This is a genomic window from Gemmatimonadota bacterium (assembly GCA_040882465.1).
Taxonomy (GTDB): domain Bacteria; phylum Gemmatimonadota; class Gemmatimonadetes; order Longimicrobiales; family Gaopeijiaceae; genus JBBEBG01.
In genome coordinates this window covers 85330-105585 of record JBBEBG010000026.1, presented here as the reverse complement: position 1 = coordinate 105585, position 20256 = coordinate 85330, and the positions used below count along the sequence as shown (strand labels likewise).

Here is a 20256-nt window from a genome sequence, read left to right as displayed (position 1 = left end):
AGCTTTCCCACCATGACCCATCTCCGTGCCGCGAAGCGGATCCTTTGGGTGGACGACGAGGTCGAGCTCCTTCGGCCCCATTGTCTCTTCCTCCAGCAACGCGGCTATCACGTGGACGCGATCGCGAACGGCGACGACGCTCTCGCCCTCCTCCGGGACGAGCCGTACGACCTTGTGCTCCTCGACGAAAGGATGCCGGGGCGGCGGGGACTGGAGGTGCTGGAGATCCTCCGCCGCGAGGATCCGCACGCGCGGGTGGTCATGATCACGAAGTCCGAGGAGGACCGGACAATGACGGAAGCGATCGGCCGGCGGGTGGATGACTACCTCGTGAAACCGGCGAGCCCGCGTCAGGTCCTCTCGATGGTGACCCGCATCCTAGAGGGTCCCTCGATCCGCCAACAACAGGTCGCGCAGGACTTCGCGGCCGGATTCCGGAGGCTCGAAGAGCGTCGGGAGGCGGCGCGTACCCCCGCCGAGTTCGCGGAGCTTTTCAGCGAGCTGACGGACTGGCACATCCGGCTCGAGGCGGCGGGCGAGACGGGGCTGCTCGACTCGGTGAACTCCCTGATGGGCGACCTGCGGCGGGACTTCGGCGTCTGGGTGAAGGAGGTGTATCCCCTCTGGATGAGGGACAGAGGCGATCGCCCCACCCTCTCGACGGACCTGGTCACGCGATACCTCTTCCCGCTGCTCGGCCGGAATCCAGTCCTCCTCGTCGTGTTGGATTGCATGCGACTCGACCAGTGGCGCGTCATGCGCCCTCTGTTGGCGCCGCTATTCGACGTGGAGGAGGATCTTTATTACTCCATCCTCCCGACCGCGACCCCGTATTCGCGAAACGCCATCTTTTCGGGGCAATTCCCCGAGCGAATCGCGGCGGACCGACCGGGGTGGTGGGAGGGGATCGGGGAAGAAGGGAGCCTGAACGATTTCGAGCAACCGCTCCTCACACGCCATCTCCGAAGTCTTGCCGGACGCGACATCCCGGTCCACTACGAAAAGATCTTCTCCGAACGGGAGGGAGAGCGGCTCCGTGCTCGCGTGACCTCTGCCCTCAAGACCGAGGGGGGGGTCGTCGCCCTCGTCTTCAATTTCATGGACCTCCTCATCCACTCGCGAGGCGAGTCTCCGGTTTTCATGGAGGTGGCCCGCGACGAGATCTCGCTCCGGGAGCTCACGCGGTCCTGGCTCGAAAGATCCTCCCTCCTGCAGGTCCTGCGAGAGGTCGCGGCGCAGGGAATTTCCACGGTCCTCACGACGGATCATGGCTCGATCCACTGCAACCGTCCCACGACGGTTTTCGCGCGCAAGGACGCGACTTCGAACCTCCGCTTTAAGTTCGGATACGATCTCAAGGCAGAGGACCCGAAGGCGGTCTTCGCGACCTCTGATCCGGCCGACCTCCGCATCCCGCACGGGAGAATCGGGACGGGATACGTGCTCGCGCTGGAGGACTACTTTCTCGTGTATCCGACGAAGCTTCGCGAGTACCAGAACCGGTACCGCGGGGCCTTCCTCCACGGTGGCATCTCGCCCGAGGAGATGATCGTCCCGGTGGCGACCCTCAAACCCCGCCCGCGTTGACGCTCATCCGCCGGATCCTCGGATACCTGGCGCCTTACCGCCCGGTGTTCGCGCTCGCCGTCCTAGCGACTTCGATCTTCGCCGCGCTGGACGCGTTTTCGCTCGCGCTTCTGATCCCGTTCCTGCAGACCCTCTTCTCAGAGCCCGGAGGGGGAGCCGCCGCCGCACCGGGGGAGGAAGGGACGCTCGAGCGCATCATGGACTGGACGGTGGGCCGGTTCGTGGACCTCAGCGCTCCGCCGGCCGATGCGATGCAGGGGATCATTCTTTTCCTGCTGGTTGTCTTCCTTCTGAAAAACGCCTTCGACTACCTGCGGACTTACCTGGTCGCCTGGATCGAGCAGTCGGTGACGCGAGACCTTCGCAACGAAGTCTACGACCACCTCGTGGACCTGGATCTCGTCTTTTTCGGGCGGACGAGGATGGGACAGATCGTCTCGCGGGTGACCCACGACATCGAGCAGCTCCGGACGCTCGTCTCGCGAGAGCTCGCGAGAATCCTCTCGTCGGGTTTCGAGCTCGTGGCCGCTCTGGGTTGGATGGTTCTCATTTCTTGGAGGCTCACGCTCGCCGCCTTCATCGTGGTTCCCGGAGTCGCGCTCATCTGGGGTCCACTTCTCCGTCGGGTCCGCCGCGGGGATCGCGCGGTCCTGAACCTGGCCGGTGACGTGAACAGTCACCTTCAGGAGACGCTGGCAGGGATTCGCGTGGTGAAGGCCTCGGCCGCCGAGGCCCACGAGCGGAAGCGCTTCCGGGCGCTCACCTGGAGCTACTTCAAGAACTTCGTGAGGACCGAGCGATACCGGGCCCTCTCCGCACCGATCACGGAGACGGCCGGTGCCCTCGGGACGGTCGCGATCCTCTGGTACGGGACGCGCCTCGTCCTGGAGGGCGGAAGCGTTTCGGGGGAAGAGTTCATCACCTTCGTCGCCCTCTCCATGAAGCTCTATGCTCCCGTAAAGTACCTCGGGAAGCTGCCCGCGATCGTGCAACCCGGACTTGTCGCGGCCGAGCGGGCCTTCGAGTTCCTCGATGCCCCGATCGAGATTCGAGATCGCCCCCAGGCCGTGCCGTTTCCCGGTGTCCGGGAGGAGATCGCCTTCGACCGCGTCTCCTTCGAGTATCGTGCGGGGGAGCCCGTCCTTCAGGAGGCCAGCTTCCGCGCAGGGGCGGGGACGGTGACCGCGCTGGTCGGCCCCTCGGGCGCGGGAAAAACGACGATCGTGGATCTCCTCGCGCGCTTTTATGACGTGACGGGAGGCCGGATCCTCGTGGATGGGACCGACCTTCGCGAGTTTTCACTCCGGTCCCTCCGCGAACGGCTCGGCGTCGTCTCGCAGGAGACCGTGCTTTTCCACGACACGGTCCGGGCGAACATCGCCTATGCGTTGGAGGGTGTTACCGGCGAGGCGGTGGAGGCGGCGGCACGGGCCGCGCATGCCCACGAGTTCGTCGCGCGCCTTCCCTACGGATACGACACCGTGGTCGGGGAACGAGGAACCCAACTCTCCGGCGGCGAACGGCAGAGGATCGCGATCGCCCGCGCGGTGCTTCGGGACCCCCCGATCCTCATCCTCGACGAGGCCACCTCCGCCCTCGATTCGGAGTCGGAGCGCCTCGTGCAGGAAGCGCTCGGGCGTCTCCTCGCCGGCCGCACCGTCTTCGTCGTCGCGCACCGCCTCTCGACGATTCAGCGCGCCGATCAGATCCTCGTCATGGAAGGGGGCCGGATCGTCCAGCACGGGACCCACGAGGCGCTGCTCCACGAAGGCGGGCTCTACCGACGCCTCCACGACCTGCAGTTTCGGAGCCCGGACCTGCCGATCGGGATTCCCGCCGGAAGCGCGTGACCGAGCCCCGGATTTCCCACCGGGCGGAGCAGCTACTTTTACTCTCCGTGTCCGCCGTGGTGCGGCGGCTTCCGGAACCGGTGGCACTGGGTCTCGGTGCTGCGTGCGGATGGATCGCGGGATCCGTGCTGCGCATCCGGCGCCGGGTCGTCGCGGAGAACCTCGAGCGCGCCTTCCCCGAAAGAACTCCCTCCTGGCGCCGAAAGGTGGCGTCCGCCTGTTACCGGCACCTGGGCCGGGAGGCCGCGGCGCTCCTCCTGCTCGAAGGGATGACCCCCGCCGAGATCCGGGAACGGTGCGGCGTGTCCGGACTCGACCGAGTTCATGCGGCGCTCGCGCAGGGGCGGGGCGTTCTCCTCCTCACCGGACACCTGGGAAATTGGGAGATCGGGGGCGCCGCCGTGGCCGCAAACGGCGTTCCCATTGACGTAGTGGCCCGGATTCAGCGAAACCGCCTATTCGAGGCCCGGTTGCGACGGATGCGGGAGGAGTTGGGGATGCGAGTGGTCTATCGTCACGAGGCGACACGGCACCTCCTCCGATCCCTTCGGGAGCCCCGGGCCGTAGCGCTGGTCGCGGATCAGAACGCACCGGTCGGGGGCCTCTTCGTGGACTTTTTCGGGACGCCGGCGGCCACCGCTCGGGGCCCCGGGCTACTGGCGGCGCGAACGGGTGCCGAGGTCCTCACGGCCCTCGTGCGCCGCCTCGATGGACACCGGGCCCGCTACCATCTCGCGATCGAGCCGCTCGACTTCGAGACTGCCGGGGACCCGGCGGGGGACCTCCTCGCCCTGACCCGTGCCTACCACGCCGCGTTGGAGGCGGCGATCCGGGAGTCTCCCGAACAGTACTTCTGGTTTCACAAACGGTGGAAGACGAGGCCCGATGAAGAGGAACCGGGGTCGGAGGGCGTGGTACCAGTGGGCCCCGAGGAGGGTCGGGCCATGGAGTCCGGGCCCGAGAATCGGACCGCGGAGGACTCGGAGTGATCTACATCGCTATTCCCGCGCACAACGAGGCCGGAACGCTCGGCGTCCTCCTCTGGAAGATCCGCAAGGTGATGGCGGAGTTCGGTCGGGATTTCGAGATCGTCGTGCTGGATGACGCGTCGGACGACGGCACTGCGGAGGTCCTAGCTCGGTACGCGAGGGCGCTCCCGCTTAGGACCGTCCGCGCCGAACAGCGGCTCGGATACGGGGCGGCCGTCGAGCGACTCCTCCGCGACATCGTGGACCGGAGCGCTTACCCCAAGCGGGACGTCGTCGTGACCCTTCAGGGCGACTTCACGGAGAATCCCGAAGACCTGGTGGACATGGTCAAGGCAATCGAGGGGGGCGCGGACCTCGTGGCGGGGCGGGTGGCGGAGGAGGGAACCGGCTTGCCGAAGCCCGTACGCGTTTCGCGCCGGCTCGCCCGGGTCCTCCTCGGAAGGGCCCTCACGCGCGCGCCGGTGGCCGACCCCCTTTCGGGCTTCCGGGCGTACCGGGTGATCGTCGTAAAAAAGGCGGTTCGCGAGCTCCCCGAGGGGGAGCGGCTCCTCTGGAGCAAGGGGTGGGGTGCGAACCTCGAGCTTCTCTCGAAGGTTGCCCCGCATGCGCGCCGGATCGAGGAATGCCCCTTCCGCGTAGGTTTCGCGCATCGGGAGCGGGCCTCCCGGTTCCGTCCGGTCGCCGGGCTCCGGTCGCTCCTGGGACTTCGCCGAACCGTCTGGCCCGCTCCAGCCGCTACCTCGCCGCCGCTTCCATGAGGAAGAGGGAAGGGCCCCGGAGTTTCCTTCCCTTGACCCGAATCTCGAAGGTGTAACGCCCCGGGCGGGGAAAGACGACCCCCTCGAGCGGTAGGATCAGACGGGTCCGGGGCGGCGGCCGGTCGGGGGCGCGGCGCTCCACTTCGGTGTGGCCGTCCACGGTGAGGGAAGGGCGGCCATCCGGTCCAAGAAGGTCCACCCGAAAGGCGTTCCGCCCTTCGTCCCCGGGCTCCCACTCGATGGTGGTCACCAGGACCATGTGATCCTGTTTCGCCGGGAAGGCCGGGGCCGCGAGATCGTTGAAGACGCCCCGCACGTCCATCTTCCCGTCCGGATTCATCGTGGCGTCGTCGCAAACGAACGCGAGTTGCACGTGCATTGTGTCGGCCGTCTCTTCCGGTCAGCGCCCCACGCCCCAGCCGCCGCCCCCCGGCGACCGGATGCTCACGACGTCCCCGGCCTCACACCTGAAGGTCACTTTGTCGGCGAGCGCCGTAGCGCGCGTCCCCCGAATGAGCACGTTTTCGCCTACCGCGCCGTCCTCCCCTCCGCGCGCCCCTCTGGGCCCCTGGCGGCGCCGCTCGCTGAGGAGCGTTACCTCCGCGGGGGCGAGGAGCTGGACGTCCCTCCGGAGGCCGTCTCCGCCCCGGTGGAGGCCCTTTCCCCCCGATCCCCGGCGGATGGCGTAGCGCAGAACCCGAACCGGGTATGTGTGTTCCAGCGCCTCGATCGGAGTGTTCATCGTATTGGACATGTGGGTATGCACGCCGGAGAGTCCCGAGGCGCGCGGCCCCGCTCCCATTCCACCTCCGACCGTCTCGTAATACGCGAAGTGCCGTCCGGTCCGCGGGTCGAGCCCACCGATCGTCATGTTGTTCATCGTTCCCTGAGAGAGGGCCGGTATCCGATCGGGGAGCGCGAGAGCGAAGGCCTGGAAGAGGACGTCGGTGATTCTCTGGCTCGTCTCTACGTTTCCGGCCGCGACGGCGGCGGGGGGACTCGCGTTCACGATGCTTCCTTCGGGCAGGACGAGTTCCATTGCGCTCATGGACCCCCCGCCCGCGGGGAGATCGGTCCCGAGGAGGTCCTCGACGACACATCGCAGGACGTAGCGGGCGGCGGAGCTCGTGACCGCGGCCACGGCGTTCACCCCGCCCGCGGCTTGCTCCCCACTCCCCGTGAAGTCGAGACGGATCCGTTCGCCGTCCGTCGAGAGCTCCACGCGGATCGGAATGGACTCGGTGCCCATTCCGTCGGAGTCGAGTTGGTCGTCCGCGGTCCATCGCCCCGCCGGGATCCGCCGAATCCCTTCGTGGACGAGTCGGTCGCCATATGCAACCAGCTCACTCTGGGCGGAGAGTATGCTCTCGGCGCCCCTCCGGTCGGCCATCTCGCCAAGTCGCCGGATCCCGACCTCGAGGGCCCCGAGTTGCGCATCGAGATCCCCCTCCCTCTCCGCCGGCGTGCGCACGTTCGCCAGGAGGAGTCTCCAGGTCTCCGGGACCCTCCGGCCCTCCCGGATCAGATGGACCGGGGGAATTCGAAGGCCCTCCTGGAAGATCTCACGGGCGATCGGCATGGAGCCGGGCGTCATTCCCCCGACGTCCGCGTGGTGGGCGCGCGCCGCCACATAACCGAGACGGGTACCGCTAGCGGGATGGATCGCGGGCGCCACCATGGTGATGTCGGGCAGGTGCGTCCCTCCTTCGTAGGGGTCGTTCAGGATCGCGACGTCCCCCGGGGCGAGGGGACCGAGGGCCCGAAGTGTCGCGGCTACACTCATGGGGAGTGCCCCGAGGTGCACGGGCATGTGGTCGCCCTGCGCGACGAGGGTCCCGCCCGGCGAAAAAAGCGCGCAGGAGTAATCCCTCCTTTCCTTGATGTTCGGGGAGGATCCGGCCCGCCGGAGCGTAGCACCCATCTCTTCAGCCAGGGCGGTGAAGAGGTGCCGGAACACCTCGATTTCGATGGATCCGAGAGTCGTCGCGGGAGGATGCACGGGGGGGTTCGTCGCTTGAATGCGCCCTCGAAGTTCCGTTACCTTAGCATGTTTTTGGGTCGGGGGCCCCGTTTCCGGGACCTTCCACGTGCCCTTCCTCGACGAATCGAGCATCATTTGACCATAGGGTGGAGGCTTCATGACCGATAGGAGCAAGCTGAAGGACCGCGCGCGGGACGAGCTTTTCAGCCACATCAACCGATGCGGCGTCCTGCAAGCGGCCGACAAGGATCAAGAGGAGTGGCTGGAGGAGACGATGGGTTATCTGGGAGAGCGGTATCCGGATCTGGCGGAAGCCGATCTCCGCGAGCTTTACACCGTGGGACTCCGGTTTTGCCGCCCCGCCATCGCCCACGGCCGGGGGAGCCCGAACGGGCGGGGCACGGAGAAGGAAGCCGTCGCGGCGAGCGCCGAGGAGGGATCGCCGGCTTAACGAGGCGCGGCCCTGCGCGGGAGTGGCCGGTCCATCCGCATCCCTTTACATTCGGGATGGTCGGCTCCCCGGGTCGCCATACCCGCGGCGCGCCGTACGTCCACCCGCCACCTCCGCCCGGGAGAGACTCGGATATGGTGGATCGGTTCTGGAGCTCGGAAGAATACGACGAGCGAGCTCACAGTCTCTACAACGAAGGTGACGTGGACGGGGCCCTCGAGACGTTGAAAGAGGGCCTCGCTCTATATCCGAATGCCGTGGACCTTTACGTCGGGCTGGGTCACGCCCGACTTGCCCGCGAGGAGTTCGCTTGGGCTCGGCTCGCCTTCGAGCGCGCGCTCATCCTTGATGCCGGGCACGAAGACGCCATGGTCGGGATGGGCGAGGTCCTCCTGCGACTCGGCCGGTCGAGCGAGGGGCTCGATCTCTTCCGCAGGGTCGAGGCCCTCGGTTACGAAGACGATGTCGAGCTCATGCTCACGATGGGCCGGGCCCTTTACCGCGAAGGACTTTTCGCGCAGGCCAAGCAGGCGTTCGCACGGCTCGCCGCCGCGCGTCCCGATTCGGCCGAGGCCGTCGCCTCGATGGGGTACACGGTTCATCGGTTGGGCGACGAGGTCGCGGCGTGTCGTCATCTCCGCCGCGCGTTGCGTCTCGACCCCGATCTCCACGAGGCACGGACCTATCTAGGGCACCTCCTCTACGACAGGGGAGACTGGGAAGGTTCCCTTCGGGAATTCGAACGGGTGCCGCCGGCGGAGCACTGGGATTCCCTCGCGGTGTGGCGTGTCCTCGACCTCAAGCGCTCCGTCACGGGGGTGCCCGAAGGCGACGCGCGCCTCCGCCCCTGGAGCGAGCGTCTCACGCAGCTGGAGACCCTTGAGTGGGATCCCGTGGAGGAGATCCTCGCGGAGGTCGAGGCCCGCGTATCGGGTTCTCATCCATGGGCGCTCCACGACGAAAACCAACTCGAACTCTTCGGCCTCGGATCGGGACCGGGCGCCGCCGCGGACTATGTGCAGGTGAGGCTCGCCGGCGGGCAGATTCTCCGCGGGCCTTTTTCCGATGTCGTCCGCCAGTTCCGGGATCACCTCGGCTTTTCGCACGAGGCACTGGTTCCGTTCATGCGGAGAATGGCTGAGCGTTGGCTCGAACAGCATGGAGTGGAGGTACCATACGGGGATCCGGAGGCCTTCGTTCGCACGGCCGCAGACGCGGGCCTCCTTCACTTGAACGACTTGCAGGCCAACTCTGGTGACCCGGCTCCCGCCGGCGAATGACCCGGCGGCCTTTGACCTTACCGGAGCCCGCGCTTCGCCGCCGTTCCCTCCTTCTCGACCATCCCAATGCAGACCGACACCAAGCTCGTCGAAAGATTCCACCGGATTCTCGTCGAGGAGATCCACCGGGGTGCGCCCGAGTACCTCGAGGGATCCTTCACCGTCGCGGAGATCTACCAGTCGCTCGTTCCGTATCGGACCCACCGGGATCGTCTCGGCGTCCGCATGAACGGGGATTACGAGGACGCCCTCCTCCGCCTCCTCGCCGGTCAAGGTGACTTCCTGATCCTCGAGTCAGATCCGGCTTGCGCCAAGATCCGGAGGGAGCTCGATCAATCGAACCCGAACACCGGGATCTATCGGGAGTTCGCGGCGGTCGGAGTGCGGCTCAATCCGGCGCGGCTGGCCTCGATCTCCCCCCGGGCCGTCGACGAGGATCGCGAGCGCGGCATTCAGGCGACGCTGGACACGGGCGAAGGTTCCTCTGAGACCATGCCGCGGGAGACTTCCACCGCCGAGACAGAGAAGGAATCCGTCCCCCCGGCGAAGAGGGAAGGCCCAAGAGGTGGGCCGGCGGTGGACCATTGTCCCGAATGCGACGGAGCCCTTCCTGACCGGGAAAATCTGCGCTTCTGCCCCCGATGCGGGGCCAACCTCTTCGTCGTTCCGTGCCGCCACTGCGGCGAGCCACTGGAGCGAGGCTGGCTCTATTGTGTCTCCTGTGGCGAGCCTGCCCAGGGCTGAGGGGGCCCGGAGGTCGACCCGCGCGCGTCGCGTCCGGCTCGCGGCGGTCGCCGTCGCGTGTGTGGGCTGGGCCTGCGAGGGGCCGCCCCCGCCGCCTCCCTCCGATCCCGAACTCCGTGCGGAGCTCGGAATTCCCGACGATGTGGCAATCCATCGGGTGGACCTGAGTGGGCGAGGAGAGTTGACCCGCGTACTTCCGGCCGTGACCGAAGCGCGACCCGGCGATGTCGTCCAGTTCGTGGTGCTGGACAACCGGGTGCATCTCCTCCGATTCGCGGAGGACCGGATCGCGGGACCCAGGCTGGAATTCCTACGGGAGACGTCGCAAGACCGGCCGCCCCCCCTGGTGGAGAGAGGCGCGAGGCTCGTGTTGACCTTCGAGGGGGCCCCCCAAGGGTCGTATCACTTTCGAATCGAAGGAAACGGGGCGCCGGTGGCGGGGGAAATCCGGGTGACGGCGCCTTGAGGCAAGGGCCCTAAATGCGCGGGCGTGGGTCCCGTCGCTGACGCCGGCGCTCGCGCCGGATCGCCGCTTCGCGCTTTCTCTTTCGCTGCGCGCTGGGCTTCTCGTAAAACCGGCGCTTGCGAAGCTCCGAATAAAGGCCGGAGCGCTGCACCTTCCGCTTGAACTTGCGGAGTGCGCGTTCGAGGTTCTCGCCCTCCTGAACGATGACTTCCAAACGAACCACTCTCCTCAGAACTGTGATGCCCTACGGACAGGAATCCTAAATATAGGGGGAACTTCCTGCACCATCAATGAGTGGAGACAGGGAGGTAATGGTTCGGCTCGAGAGGCAACGACGCCGGCTACTCGTTGGGCGGGTCGTCCAAGCGAAGTCGCGCGCCGGCTTCCGACGACGGCGCCCGTCGCGCCACCACGCACATGATGTCGAAGAGATTCAGGTAGATGGTCAGGCCCCGAGGCACAGCCCATTCCACCGACCGATAGAGTCGCGCGCCGCCGCCGCCCCTAAGAGCGAGCGCCCCATAGAGGATCTGATCCATGCTTCGGGTGAACCCGGGACGCGATACCTCGTCGATCTCGAACGAGTACCGGGCCAGGAGCCGAGAGAGAGAGTCCACCGAGAAATAACGCAGGTGGGTCGGCGGGTGAATCATCCGCCACCGCGCGCCGCGAAGGCGGGCATTTGCACTCCCGATGTCCCCCGTCGTCAGGCAGAGGACACCACCGGGAGCAAGGATGCGCGAGGCACGTTCGATGAATGCGTCGGGCCGAACGAGGTGTTCGATCACGTCCCGCATCACGATGACATCCGGCCGCGGTCCCTCCCACGGCCCCTCGGCGAAGTCACGGGTCCGCGTGGGAACCTGTAAAGTGTCCCTCGCGTATGCGGCCGCTTCCCCCGACAGCTCGAATCCGAGAACCTCGAAGTGACGTCGCGCGAGGTCGAGGAAGAAGCCATAGGCGGAACCGACTTCCACCAGGAACCCGGCCTTCACGTATTTCCGCACCGTCCGAAGGCGGCGACCGAGGTTCTTCTGAATCGCGACTCGGTCGCGGAGATAGTCCGCGTACTCCCCGCCGCGGAAATATTGGCCGCTGTAAAGCTCCCTCAGGTCGGCCGGACTCGGGGTGTTCTCGGCGGTGACGAAGCCGCAGTTACCGCACCGTAACAGGTCGGAGTGAAACTTCCGTAACTCGTTCTTGGTGCAAACGAGGCACGTAAGACCCAGGCTCATCTCTCTCGGGCGTTCTCGACGCTTTCCACGAGGTACCGGGGACGTCCCTTAGCTTCCTGAAAGATCTGTCCGACATACGCGCCGACGATCCCGATGCTGATCAGTTGGATCCCACCCAGAAAGAGGACGGACACAAGCACGGAAGTCCAACCTGGAACGGTCTGTTCCGTGAAGAGCCAGGCCGAGACCGCGTAGGTCCCATAGAGGAAGCTCAATCCGGCCACCGCAATCCCCGCCATGGTAGCCAACTGGAGCGGGAACGACGTGTAGGAGGTGATTCCGTCCGCGGCGAGTCGCAGCATCTTCGTGAACGAATACTGGCTTTCTCCCGTCAGCCGCGGGCGGGCCGTGTAGGGCACGGCCATCTGACGGAAACCCATCCAGCTCGTCAGGCCGCGAAAAAACAGGTTTCGCTCGGGAAACTCCTCGAGCAGGTCCACGATCTTCCGATCCAACAACCGGAAATCGGCGGCACCCGCCGGAATGTGCATCCGCGCGATCGCGTTGAGAATGCGATAGAAGCCAGCGGAGGTGGCCCGTTTGATCCAGGGGGTCTCCTTCGGGTCTTTCCGGACCGTGTACACGACGTCGTAGCCCTCACGCCACCGTTCGATCAGGGTCGGGAGGAGCTCCGGCGGATGCTGCAGGTCGGCGTCCATCGTGATCACGCACTCCCCGCGCGCATACCTCATCCCGGCGCTGAGCGCCCGCTGGTGTCCGAAGTTTCGGCTGAGCTTCACCAGAACTACCCTCGGTTCCCTTTCGATCAGCGCGCGAATCCGCGCGAGAGAGCCGTCCGCGCTCCCGTCGTCCACGAAGACGACCTCGTACGTGAGCCCCAGAGGCCCGAGGGAGTCGGCTACCGCCTCAAGCAGGGGACCGAGATTCCTCTCCTCGTTGTGGACCGGCACCACGACCGAAACCGTTGGAATGCCTGTCATGACCTGACTCCGTCCCCGGGCGCCATCGGCACCTCAGTCCCCCGGAGCCCCGGAACCGCTTTCGGGGGCCGCTACACCCGCGCCGGGACGGAAGCGATAGAGGACCGGGCCTCCCGCGTCTGGTCCTTCATCCGGAGAGAATCGTTCAAAATCGGGGGGGGGAGCCGTCTCGAACTCGCTCGCGAAGGGGAAGTGGCCGAGGTTGGACTCCATCAGGAGATAGTCCGCATCCACGCGCTCGAGAAAGCGCACGAGCGACGGATAGTCGGCGTACGGAACCGGAACGCGCCGCGACGAGGCGTGGTGTGTGAAGAACCCCTGCCGCGTCGCTACCACGACGGACTGCGGATCGTCAGTGACGGCGTGGAGGTCCACGATCAGGGGCTCGTAGGTGCGGGGATCGTATGCCGCCGGGGCCCAGGTGGGCGTTGCGTAAGGGCGGGCATGGATGCGCACGAGATTCGGAACCGCCGGAAGCAGGACGAGGAGCACGCCGGCCCCGATCCAGGCCCGTTCCCATCGTTTCCCCACACCGATCGCGCGCGCGGTCTCCAACACGCCCTCAGCCGCAAGAACGAGTCCCAGCGGAACGAGAATCATCAGGTGGCGGAGGGTCACGTTGTGCAGCAGAGATGGAACCGTGGATAGGATGAAAAAGGTCAGGATGACGGGCACGGTGAATCTTCTGTGCGGCCTCCGCATCAATGCCATGAGGCCGAAGGCCGCGAGGACTATCGTGAAGAGTCCGAAAAGTTCCGGAAGGCGTCCGTCCAACGCCTCTTCGGAATTCGCCGACAAGAGGGCTAGGGTGCCCACGATGTCGAGCGGTTCGTTCGACAACACGTCCGGGTGCAGCTGGAGGTAATCGATGTTGACTTGGTCATCCGCGTAGTCCAATCCGTAGATCCGCTCCTCGTAGCTCTCCGGACCAGGCGCGTTGAGAACCGCGGACCACACCTGTCGGCCATTGAGCATGAAGGTTCCCGCCTGGGTACTGACCTTCAACACTTGGGGCGCGCTGAGAATCGCGAAGGTGATGCCGAAGGCGGCGGACCATGCAAGCCACCGCCGCCACCCTGTCCGGATGGAGCCGTTCGCCACGAGGAGAAGGCCCGCCCAGAACGGAACCAGCGCCAGGTAGATCACTCCCTCGAAGCGGGTCAGGAAGGCGATCGCGAAGATCGCCCCGAGCGCGGCGCCCCAACGCAAGGCGGGGGACCCCGGGGCCAGGGACTCCCCAGCTTCCCCTCCGACCTCCGCCTTCCTCCCGACCAGGTAGTGCGCAAGGAACAAATAAAGCCCCAGATGCACGAGCGCGACGAAGAGGGGCTCCGTCAGGATGCTTACGGCCCAGTAGGTGAGCGGAGCACTCACGACCACGAGCGCCAACGCGATGAGACCTGTCCTTCGGGAGAAGAGAAGGGTCGCGGTGCTGAACACGAGAGTCGCGATGAGGGCGGAGGCCCCCAGGGAAATCATCCGCCCGGCCAGCGCCGGCGTGATCCCGGTCGCCGCGGTGATCAGAGCAATGGAGAAGGGATAGGCCGGGGTGGCATCGGGCAAGAGCCCCAAGTACGCGGCCCACCCCTGGCTCACGAGGTGTTGAGCCTGAGTCAGATATCCGGCGCTGTCGTTGTCCGCCAGGATGATGCGATGCGCGAGCGCCGTCACCCTGGAGGCCACGAACGCGAGAGCCAAGAAGGAAGCGACCAGAACGGTCGTCCTCCGGGACAGCCGGTCATCCATCCCGGCTTCCTCCGGCTCGTCCGGGCCACGGCATGGGGAGCTGGAACATGCTCCGTGCGGAGCTCCGCGGGACAAGCCAAAGAGAGGGTACCGAGAGCCCGGTGGTCAGAGCCACGTCGATCATGCCGGCCTCGAGGCCTCGCAGTTGGGAGGAATTCCCCATCACAGAAAGGATGGCACGCACACCCGGTCCGGCCCACCCGGAGGTCCCGGCCGGCGCTCACCTCAAGCTGGGAAGACTGTCGCGGCGGAACCCCGAGGAGCCGCGGGTGAGAATGCCGATCACCCTGTCGTAGTGGCAAGGGGCCGCGTCACTCAAAAATGCGGCGGCGGCGAGAGGTTCCTCAGGGCAACCTTCCCGTGCGGTGAAGAGTGTGTGCGTAGAGCCGGTAGGCATCGGGATGAGCCAGGTAGTCCTCCGCCCAGATTTCGAAGGGCGGGAGGGGAAGGTGCCGTTCGATGAACTCGATCACCATCATCGCGAATTGAAGGCGGTCCTTCGCGCCAAAGTCGAAGGTCTTCCCCTCGAGAATCCGGCGGACGGCCTCCTGGAAGTCTTCGGATCGCACGAGAGTGATGAAGTGGGCGACCTGGTCGAGCCGGTACGAGGCATAAATGGACCGCAGGTCCGCGATCGTGCGGCCCCCGGCGGGGTGGGGGTCCGCCTCCCACTCTCCGGCGAGCTCCCGCGCATTTTCCTGGAGCACGGCGCGAAACCACTTCCTGAGCCGGGGCAGCGCCTCGACGCTCCCCTCGGCGGCATGCAGCGCCGAGGAGAGAAGTCCTGAGAGGAGAGGACGCCCGAGTCCCCGGGCCTTTCGGTCGATCTGGCCTTCCGAATCCTCCAGGAAGATGTCCGCGGTCCGGATGTCCGCTTCTTCTCCGGTGGCGTCGCGCGGCCGGAAGGAGAAATAGCCGCGCCACCGACCGCCGTCGCTCTCGTAGGTCACTAAGAAACACGACCAGCACTCGTCTTCGCGGTCCAGAAATCCCATCGAACGTCGGTGAACGCGATCGAGCCGCACGAACCCTCCAGAGGCGTGAGTGTCGGTGCGGCGCGAAAACATGACGCCGCGAGGACACGATGTCGGAAGATGCCGGGTGCGTCATAGGCGAGCAAGCCAAAAAGCCGGGCGGACGGGCGACCTTCTCGAGTCCGCGGCACGCTCGTTGCAAGGTGTGGCGAGCGAGACGAGTCCTTGGTTCAACCAGCGCCTCAAGGACGGCGAATTCCCTTGCCATCGGTCAAAAGGAATCGTTAACGTGGATCCCCCCTCCTGGCGCGCAGGTGACGCGGGATCTGGAGGAAGTCGGCGGAGCCACGGTGGCAGGCCTTCCGCGAGAATCAACCTCGGCCCGGGTTCGAGAGACGCGCTGATGCAGCCACACCTGAACACACAGTCCGGCGCCGAGTCCGAGTCCGCGCTCACGGGGACCTTCGAAGTCTCGCTCACTCGAGCGGTCCTGCCCTTTCGCGACGGCGCGGACCGGAGTCCACCCGGGGGGCGAATCCAGGACATCGGATTCGGCGTCGTCGTGGACGGGAGCGATCCAGTGCGTGCGGACGTGATCGATCTCGGGAGTGCCGAATATCGGGTCGTGGACCTCTCCGGGCCCCTCGTGGTGATGGGGTGGCTCTACCCGTCCGGCTTGCGGAGCCTCTGCCGCGTGGTGGCGGACTCCGATGCCAACGGGATCGAGAGGGCGCGCGCCTTCACCTTCAACATGGCGCTTCGTGCGCTGCGCGGTGCGGGATTCGGACCGCTGACGCGAGCGACCGTCCTTCGGATTGGATTCCGTGATCTCTGCCAGGACCTCGACCTCCATGAAGGGACGGCCGTGCGCCTCCTCCTTCCCGCAGGGGGAGTCGTACGAGCGCACCTGGATTACGACGCCGTCACCCTCGTCGTGCGTACCGCGAGATCCACGCCCAGTCCGGAGCTGGAGGCGGGACTGGCGGAAGCCTTCCCGGGCCGGGATCTCCTCAGAGGTCCCATGAGGGACGCGCTGGGGGCGCAGCTTTATCAGATCCCGCTCGATATTCCGCGCACGCTTTCGGAGACGCGTGTGCTGCTCGGCAATCTGCGGAAGGGAATGGTCCGTCTCCTCGGGCGGTTCGAGCCGGAGCGGCTCGGCTCCCTCCGTGAGTTGATGACGACGTTCGGAGAACGGGACTCACTTCGAAGTCTGGGTGATCTCCCGGAGGTGCCGTCGCTCGAGAAGGTCGTCGTGCCTACACCGCGCGGGGCGCCCATCGGGTCGGGGAGCGTGCATTGATGGTGGATTCCACCGACTTGCGCGCCCAGCGGGAGGACCTGGCTACCCGCACCCCGGGGGCACCACCGGGAACTCCGCGCCGGATGCTCCGTTACCGTGGCGGGACCTTCCCAGTTCCGGAGAGCTTACGCGGGCTGTACGAGCGTTACTGCGAGCGGGAGGCGATGGGGCTCCTCTCCTTGATGACCCGCAACGCGCTCCGTCCCTTTTACCGTCGGGCGGCGGCGTGGGCCGAGGCAGAGGGAGATGCGGACGGAAGGGATCCCCTCGCGATTGCGCGTAGATATGCACGCGCGATCCTCCCGCTTCCTCCGTACGAGGAATGGATCCCCCTTTATCTGGCGAATCGCGCTGCGTACCTGGAAGAGCTCGAGATCCTCTCCGCGCCTCGGCGTGAGGACCCCGTCACCGTTGCGGTGCGCGATTTCGGGGACGGATGGTACGCGGCCCTCTGCCTGACCGGAGCTCCGTCGGGGTGGAACGGGTTCATCCAGTTCCACCGCTCCGAGGGAGTCCAAAGCTGCCGCACCGCCGACCTGTTTCGGAGCGAAGACGCGAGTGAGATCCGCATCCGCTTCGAAGCGTTCGACGACCACACCCTCTTTGCCTTCCTCCGCTCGGCGCTTCCCTGACGAATCGGTGCGAGCAAGTCCTCTCGGCGTTTCTCTTTTTTCGAAAAAATTCCGCGACATTCGGATGGGGCCTTCGCGAAAAGTTCTCCTCTGGAAGTGCCGCCGCTCCTTGACATTCTCATCAATAATTCGAAAAAAACGAACGGAGGCAAGGACGCGGAACAGGTGAAGTTGTCATTTTCAACGCCTCCGTAACCCGTTGAAGACGCTATAGTTACAGAATTGCTGTTGTGTGACAACGAGTTACGGAAAAGCCTTGCGTCGGCCGAATTCCATTCGTATCATCCGTTCGACTTTTGGGGTGGGCCGACCCGTCGAGCGTCCCTTCGAGGGTCCACACAGCGGCCGGCTCGCCTCCCAGACTCGGGGTCCACCCTTCAGCACCGATGGACACAGCACTTATGTGGGAAACCTGCCCCGTCGAGCTTAAAGTTCACCTTCCCAGGGACGTCGCAGCGCAGGTCGAGGAAGTGGCGCAATCGGATCCTGAGTTCCTCAGCCGCGTCCTCCTCTACGGTCTCACCCGCCGTTCCATTTACCGCCACCTTCGAGACACCTCCCCCGAATCGGACCCGCTCTCCGAGGGCAGTTCGAGCGTCGTCTGACCCCTGAGCACCCCGGCCCTCGCCGAAACACTTGACGCTTTTCGGCACAGGAGGGAAGGTTCGGGGTAATTGTGGGGGTGTTCCCCCGGGGGAGGCGACGTTGACACAACCAGGAAAAACCGATCCGGAAGTCCCGCTACAGGAGCCCTCTGAACCGGTGCTCCGGGCGAAATATCTGGATTATTGCTCGGCGCGCGTCGCGGATCTCCTCCTGCGTCTCACCGCGGACGAGATGTACGTGCTCGCGCGGGATGCGGCGGGGGAGCTCGAAGGCCAGGGGAACGAGCCACTTTCCTACACCGACATCGTCAGGCTCGCGACCGACCGGATCTCGAGAAAACTCGCACTTCCCGACTTCCATCAGTGGGCGACGGAATACCGCGCCAATCCTGAGAGCTTCGAGAAGGAGTTGCTGGGGCTCTGGGAGACGGACCTGGGGGCGACCGACCGCTAGTGTCCCGCGGGACACTAGTTTTCCCGATCGCCTAAAACGGGAGGTCGTCGTCCGGCTCGGAGAGGTTGCTTCCGGAGTCGGCGGGTGGTGAAGCGCGGAATCCACCTCGCCCTGTGCTCGCTCCGCTTCCCCCTTCGGCACCACCCGATCCGAGCATCACCATCTCCTGCGCGACGATATCCGTCCAGTACTTCTTGTCGTCGCCCTCTCCTGTCTGGCTGTATTCGAGCCGTCCCTCGATGTAAAGCCGATCACCCTTCGAGGTGTATTGCTCCACGATGTCTGCGAGCTTGCCGAAGAAGGTCACCCGGTGCCACTCCGTCTTCTCCTGCTGTTGTCCCGACCGATCCTGAAAGGTGCGATTGGTGGCGAGGGAGAGCTTGGCGACCTTCGCACCCGACGGGGTGGTGCGGACTTCTGGGTCCGCGCCGAGGTTTCCGATGAGCATGACCTTGTTGAGGGATCGCGCCATGACCTGAGCTGACTCCGTTTCCGGGGTGGGTGGCGAAGGTTCTGGACTCTATCCGTGGGCGCCCGGCATCGGTGTGAATGCGGGCCGACTCGAAGCGATGAAGGTAAAGGGAGATGGTGGGGCGGGGCCATGCCCGCGATGACCCCCACGTCGGGTGGCAGCCGCCGCGGGTGCCCGGTAGCTTCTCGCATGCGTCTGATCCGACTGGAGCTCACAGGCTACCGAAACCTCCGCGACCAGCGGCTCGAGTTCCCTCCCGGAGGGGTGGCGATCGTCGGCGCGAACGCGCAGGGTAAGACGAATCTCCTCGAAGCGATCCATTATCTCGAGACCTTTCGATCCTTCCGCGGGGCCCGCGACGAACAACTCGTCCGTTTCGGCGAGGACACCTTCAGAGTCGAGGGGACGGTCGGCGGGAAGGGGTGGAGGGCCCCGGTCGCGCCCTCCCCCGAGCCGGAGATCCATCCTGGGGTCGTGGCGACCCTCAGCGCCGCGTTTCGCGCGAGCACGCGGGAGAAACGGGTGCGTGTGGATGGGGAGATCGTTCCTCGGATCGCCGGCGCGATCGGGGGGCTCGGGAGCGTCCTCTTCACCCCCGACGACGTCCGTCTGGTGAGCGACGGTCCGGCCGGGCGGCGGCGTTTCCTCGACATCGTCCTATCGTTGAATGATCGGAGCTACCTCGCCGCGCTACAACGCTTCCGCCAGGCGCTGGCCCAACGGAGTGCCGCGCTTCGGCGCGGTGAGAACCCGGGAGCGGTGGCGGCCTGGAACGGCGCGCTGGTCGAGTCGGGGAGTCGCGTCACGGCGGGAAGGTCCGCGTGGATCCTGGCCTCCAACCCCGGGTTTCGCGCGTACTCGGCCGAGGTGTCGGGAGGAGTAGGAAGCACCATGCGTTACGAATCGAGCATTCCCGGCGCGTGTGACGGGGCGGGGGAGCACGAGCTGACGGAGCGGTACTCGCGCACGCTCCAGGGCGCCGCCGAACAAGAGCGTCGCCACCGGACCACGCTCGTCGGACCCCACCGGGACGAGCTTCGTTTCACGATCGAAGGGGAGGGAGCGGGGAGCGACGCACGGGACTACGGGTCCGGCGGCCAGCAGCGGACGGTCGCGCTCGCCCTTCGCCTCGTGGAGGCCGACACGGCCCGCCGGAGCCGGGGGGGCGAGCCCATTCTCCTTCTGGACGATGTCTTCGCGGAGCTCGATGAGGATCGCTCCAGGCGCCTTCTCCAGCTCTTCGACCGGCTCTCTCCCGGACAGGTCATCCTTACGGCCCCGAAGGAGCGTGACGTTTCCTTCCGGAGCGACCTCCTCCCCCGCTGGTCCATGCGGGAGGGGGTCGTGTCGGAGTGAGTGATCGCAACGCGAGGGAGGGGGAAGGTCCGAAACGTACGGGCCCGGAGGTCACCTCGCACCGGGTCGGGGACGTCCTCGGCGGACTCCTTCGGCGGCTCGGCCTGGCCGAGGGGGTCGCCCGCCAGGACGCCGTGCGCCGATGGGACACGGTGGTCGGCGAGCGGATCGCCGCCGTCACAGAGGCCACCGGCGTCTCGGGCGAGACGCTCTTCGTCCGGGTGGCGTCGAGCGCCTGGATGTCCGAGCTGAACCTGATGCGCCATGAAATCCTCCGGCGCCTCAATGCAGGCCAGTCGGAAGGCCGGGTCGAACGAGTCGTCTTCACCCTTTGGGAGAAGCCACCGGCCCCCTCCCCTGGGGAGGGCGATCGAGGGTGAGGCGGGGCCCACGACGAGGGGTGTCCTCCTCTCCCGCGAGGGGCCCGTCCGG

General features: G+C 66.2%; 22 protein-coding genes. 14 read left to right on the top strand and 8 right to left on the bottom strand.

Annotated elements, in window-relative coordinates; genetic code table 11:
- Positions 1 to 12 precede the first annotated feature (12 nt).
- From WEG36_08425 to WEG36_08410, 4 genes are read left to right on the top strand one after another with little or no spacing between them, the layout of a single operon-like run.
- Positions 13 to 1587, top strand: a complete 1575-nt coding sequence (locus tag WEG36_08425; GenBank protein MEX1257628.1) for a response regulator — start codon at positions 13 to 15, stop codon at positions 1585 to 1587.
- Positions 1584 to 3437 carry an ABC transporter ATP-binding protein gene (locus WEG36_08420; GenBank protein ID MEX1257627.1) on the top strand — a complete coding sequence of 618 codons (1854 nt, stop codon included), beginning with the start codon at positions 1584 to 1586 and terminating at the stop codon, positions 3435 to 3437. The genes WEG36_08425 and WEG36_08420 overlap by 4 nt, the downstream gene beginning before the upstream one ends.
- Positions 3434 to 4426 carry a lysophospholipid acyltransferase family protein gene (locus WEG36_08415; GenBank protein MEX1257626.1) on the top strand — a complete coding sequence of 331 codons (993 nt, stop codon included), beginning with the start codon at positions 3434 to 3436 and terminating at the stop codon, positions 4424 to 4426. Before WEG36_08420 ends, WEG36_08415 begins: the two co-directional genes overlap by 4 nt.
- Positions 4423 to 5184 carry a glycosyltransferase gene (locus WEG36_08410; GenBank protein ID MEX1257625.1) on the top strand — a complete coding sequence of 254 codons (762 nt, stop codon included), beginning with the start codon at positions 4423 to 4425 and terminating at the stop codon, positions 5182 to 5184. The genes WEG36_08415 and WEG36_08410 overlap by 4 nt, the downstream gene beginning before the upstream one ends.
- On the opposite strand, the gene WEG36_08405 is transcribed toward WEG36_08410, so the two are convergent.
- Positions 5162 to 5563: a hypothetical protein gene (locus WEG36_08405; GenBank protein MEX1257624.1), complete on the bottom strand. Its 402-nt coding sequence runs from the start codon at positions 5561 to 5563 to the stop codon at positions 5162 to 5164. The genes WEG36_08410 and WEG36_08405 overlap by 23 nt on opposite strands.
- Positions 5564 to 5584: 21 nt before the next feature.
- Positions 5585 to 7183, bottom strand: coding sequence for a hydantoinase B/oxoprolinase family protein (locus WEG36_08400; GenBank protein ID MEX1257623.1), 1599 nt, complete (start codon positions 7181 to 7183; stop codon positions 5585 to 5587).
- Between the two features lie 139 nt (positions 7184 to 7322).
- On the opposite strand from WEG36_08400, the gene WEG36_08395 reads away from it, so the two are divergent.
- From WEG36_08395 to WEG36_08380, 4 genes are all read left to right on the top strand, one after another.
- Positions 7323 to 7616, top strand: coding sequence for a hypothetical protein (locus WEG36_08395; GenBank protein MEX1257622.1), 294 nt, complete (start codon positions 7323 to 7325; stop codon positions 7614 to 7616).
- Between the two features lie 134 nt (positions 7617 to 7750).
- Positions 7751 to 8896: a tetratricopeptide repeat protein gene (locus tag WEG36_08390; GenBank protein MEX1257621.1), complete on the top strand. Its 1146-nt coding sequence runs from the start codon at positions 7751 to 7753 to the stop codon at positions 8894 to 8896.
- 66 nt (positions 8897 to 8962) lie between these two features.
- Complete coding sequence (locus tag WEG36_08385) at positions 8963 to 9640, top strand: zinc ribbon domain-containing protein (GenBank protein ID MEX1257620.1); 678 nt, start codon at positions 8963 to 8965, stop codon at positions 9638 to 9640.
- Positions 9641 to 9821: 181 nt separating this feature from the next.
- Positions 9822 to 10106, top strand: coding sequence for a hypothetical protein (locus WEG36_08380; GenBank protein MEX1257619.1), 285 nt, complete (start codon positions 9822 to 9824; stop codon positions 10104 to 10106).
- A gap of 10 nt (positions 10107 to 10116) precedes the next feature.
- Here the strand turns inward: WEG36_08380 and rpsU are convergent, their stop codons facing one another.
- From rpsU to WEG36_08355, 5 genes are all read right to left on the bottom strand, one after another.
- Entirely contained in the window at positions 10117 to 10320 is a 204-nt protein-coding gene (rpsU, locus tag WEG36_08375) for a 30S ribosomal protein S21 (protein MEX1257618.1), read from the bottom strand.
- 127 nt (positions 10321 to 10447) lie between these two features.
- Complete coding sequence (locus WEG36_08370) at positions 10448 to 11341, bottom strand: class I SAM-dependent methyltransferase (GenBank protein ID MEX1257617.1); 894 nt, start codon at positions 11339 to 11341, stop codon at positions 10448 to 10450.
- Positions 11338 to 12282: a glycosyltransferase family 2 protein gene (locus tag WEG36_08365; GenBank protein ID MEX1257616.1), complete on the bottom strand. Its 945-nt coding sequence runs from the start codon at positions 12280 to 12282 to the stop codon at positions 11338 to 11340. Before WEG36_08365 ends, WEG36_08370 begins: the two co-directional genes overlap by 4 nt.
- Positions 12283 to 12315: 33 nt before the next feature.
- Complete coding sequence (locus WEG36_08360) at positions 12316 to 14028, bottom strand: hypothetical protein (GenBank protein MEX1257615.1); 1713 nt, start codon at positions 14026 to 14028, stop codon at positions 12316 to 12318.
- A gap of 344 nt (positions 14029 to 14372) precedes the next feature.
- On the bottom strand, positions 14373 to 15053 hold the full coding sequence (locus WEG36_08355) for a hypothetical protein (protein ID MEX1257614.1): 681 nt from the start codon (positions 15051 to 15053) through the stop codon (positions 14373 to 14375).
- A 352-nt stretch (positions 15054 to 15405) separates the two neighbouring features.
- Between WEG36_08355 and WEG36_08350 the strand changes: the two genes are divergently transcribed.
- The 4 genes from WEG36_08350 (at position 15406) to WEG36_08335 (ending at position 17996) form a co-directional block, all read left to right on the top strand.
- A complete protein-coding gene (locus WEG36_08350) occupies positions 15406 to 16305 on the top strand; it encodes a hypothetical protein (protein ID MEX1257613.1) in 900 nt (299 codons plus the stop codon).
- Entirely contained in the window at positions 16305 to 16937 is a 633-nt protein-coding gene (locus WEG36_08345; GenBank protein MEX1257612.1) for a hypothetical protein, read from the top strand. Before WEG36_08350 ends, WEG36_08345 begins: the two co-directional genes overlap by 1 nt.
- A 401-nt stretch (positions 16938 to 17338) precedes the next feature.
- Positions 17339 to 17542, top strand: a complete 204-nt coding sequence (locus tag WEG36_08340) for a hypothetical protein (protein ID MEX1257611.1) — start codon at positions 17339 to 17341, stop codon at positions 17540 to 17542.
- A gap of 157 nt (positions 17543 to 17699) precedes the next feature.
- Positions 17700 to 17996, top strand: coding sequence for a hypothetical protein (locus tag WEG36_08335; protein MEX1257610.1), 297 nt, complete (start codon positions 17700 to 17702; stop codon positions 17994 to 17996).
- A gap of 31 nt (positions 17997 to 18027) precedes the next feature.
- Here WEG36_08335 and ssb read toward each other — a convergent pair whose 3' ends face one another.
- A complete protein-coding gene (gene ssb / locus WEG36_08330; protein MEX1257609.1) occupies positions 18028 to 18468 on the bottom strand; it encodes a single-stranded DNA-binding protein in 441 nt (146 codons plus the stop codon).
- A 189-nt stretch (positions 18469 to 18657) separates the two neighbouring features.
- On the opposite strand from ssb, the gene recF reads away from it, so the two are divergent.
- Both recF and WEG36_08320 read left to right on the top strand, forming a co-directional pair.
- Positions 18658 to 19824 (top strand): DNA replication and repair protein RecF, encoded by a 1167-nt coding sequence (gene recF, locus WEG36_08325; GenBank protein ID MEX1257608.1) that lies wholly within the window; start codon positions 18658 to 18660, stop codon positions 19822 to 19824.
- Positions 19821 to 20204, top strand: coding sequence for a DUF721 domain-containing protein (locus tag WEG36_08320; protein ID MEX1257607.1), 384 nt, complete (start codon positions 19821 to 19823; stop codon positions 20202 to 20204). The genes recF and WEG36_08320 overlap by 4 nt, the downstream gene beginning before the upstream one ends.
- Positions 20205 to 20256 lie beyond the last annotated feature (52 nt).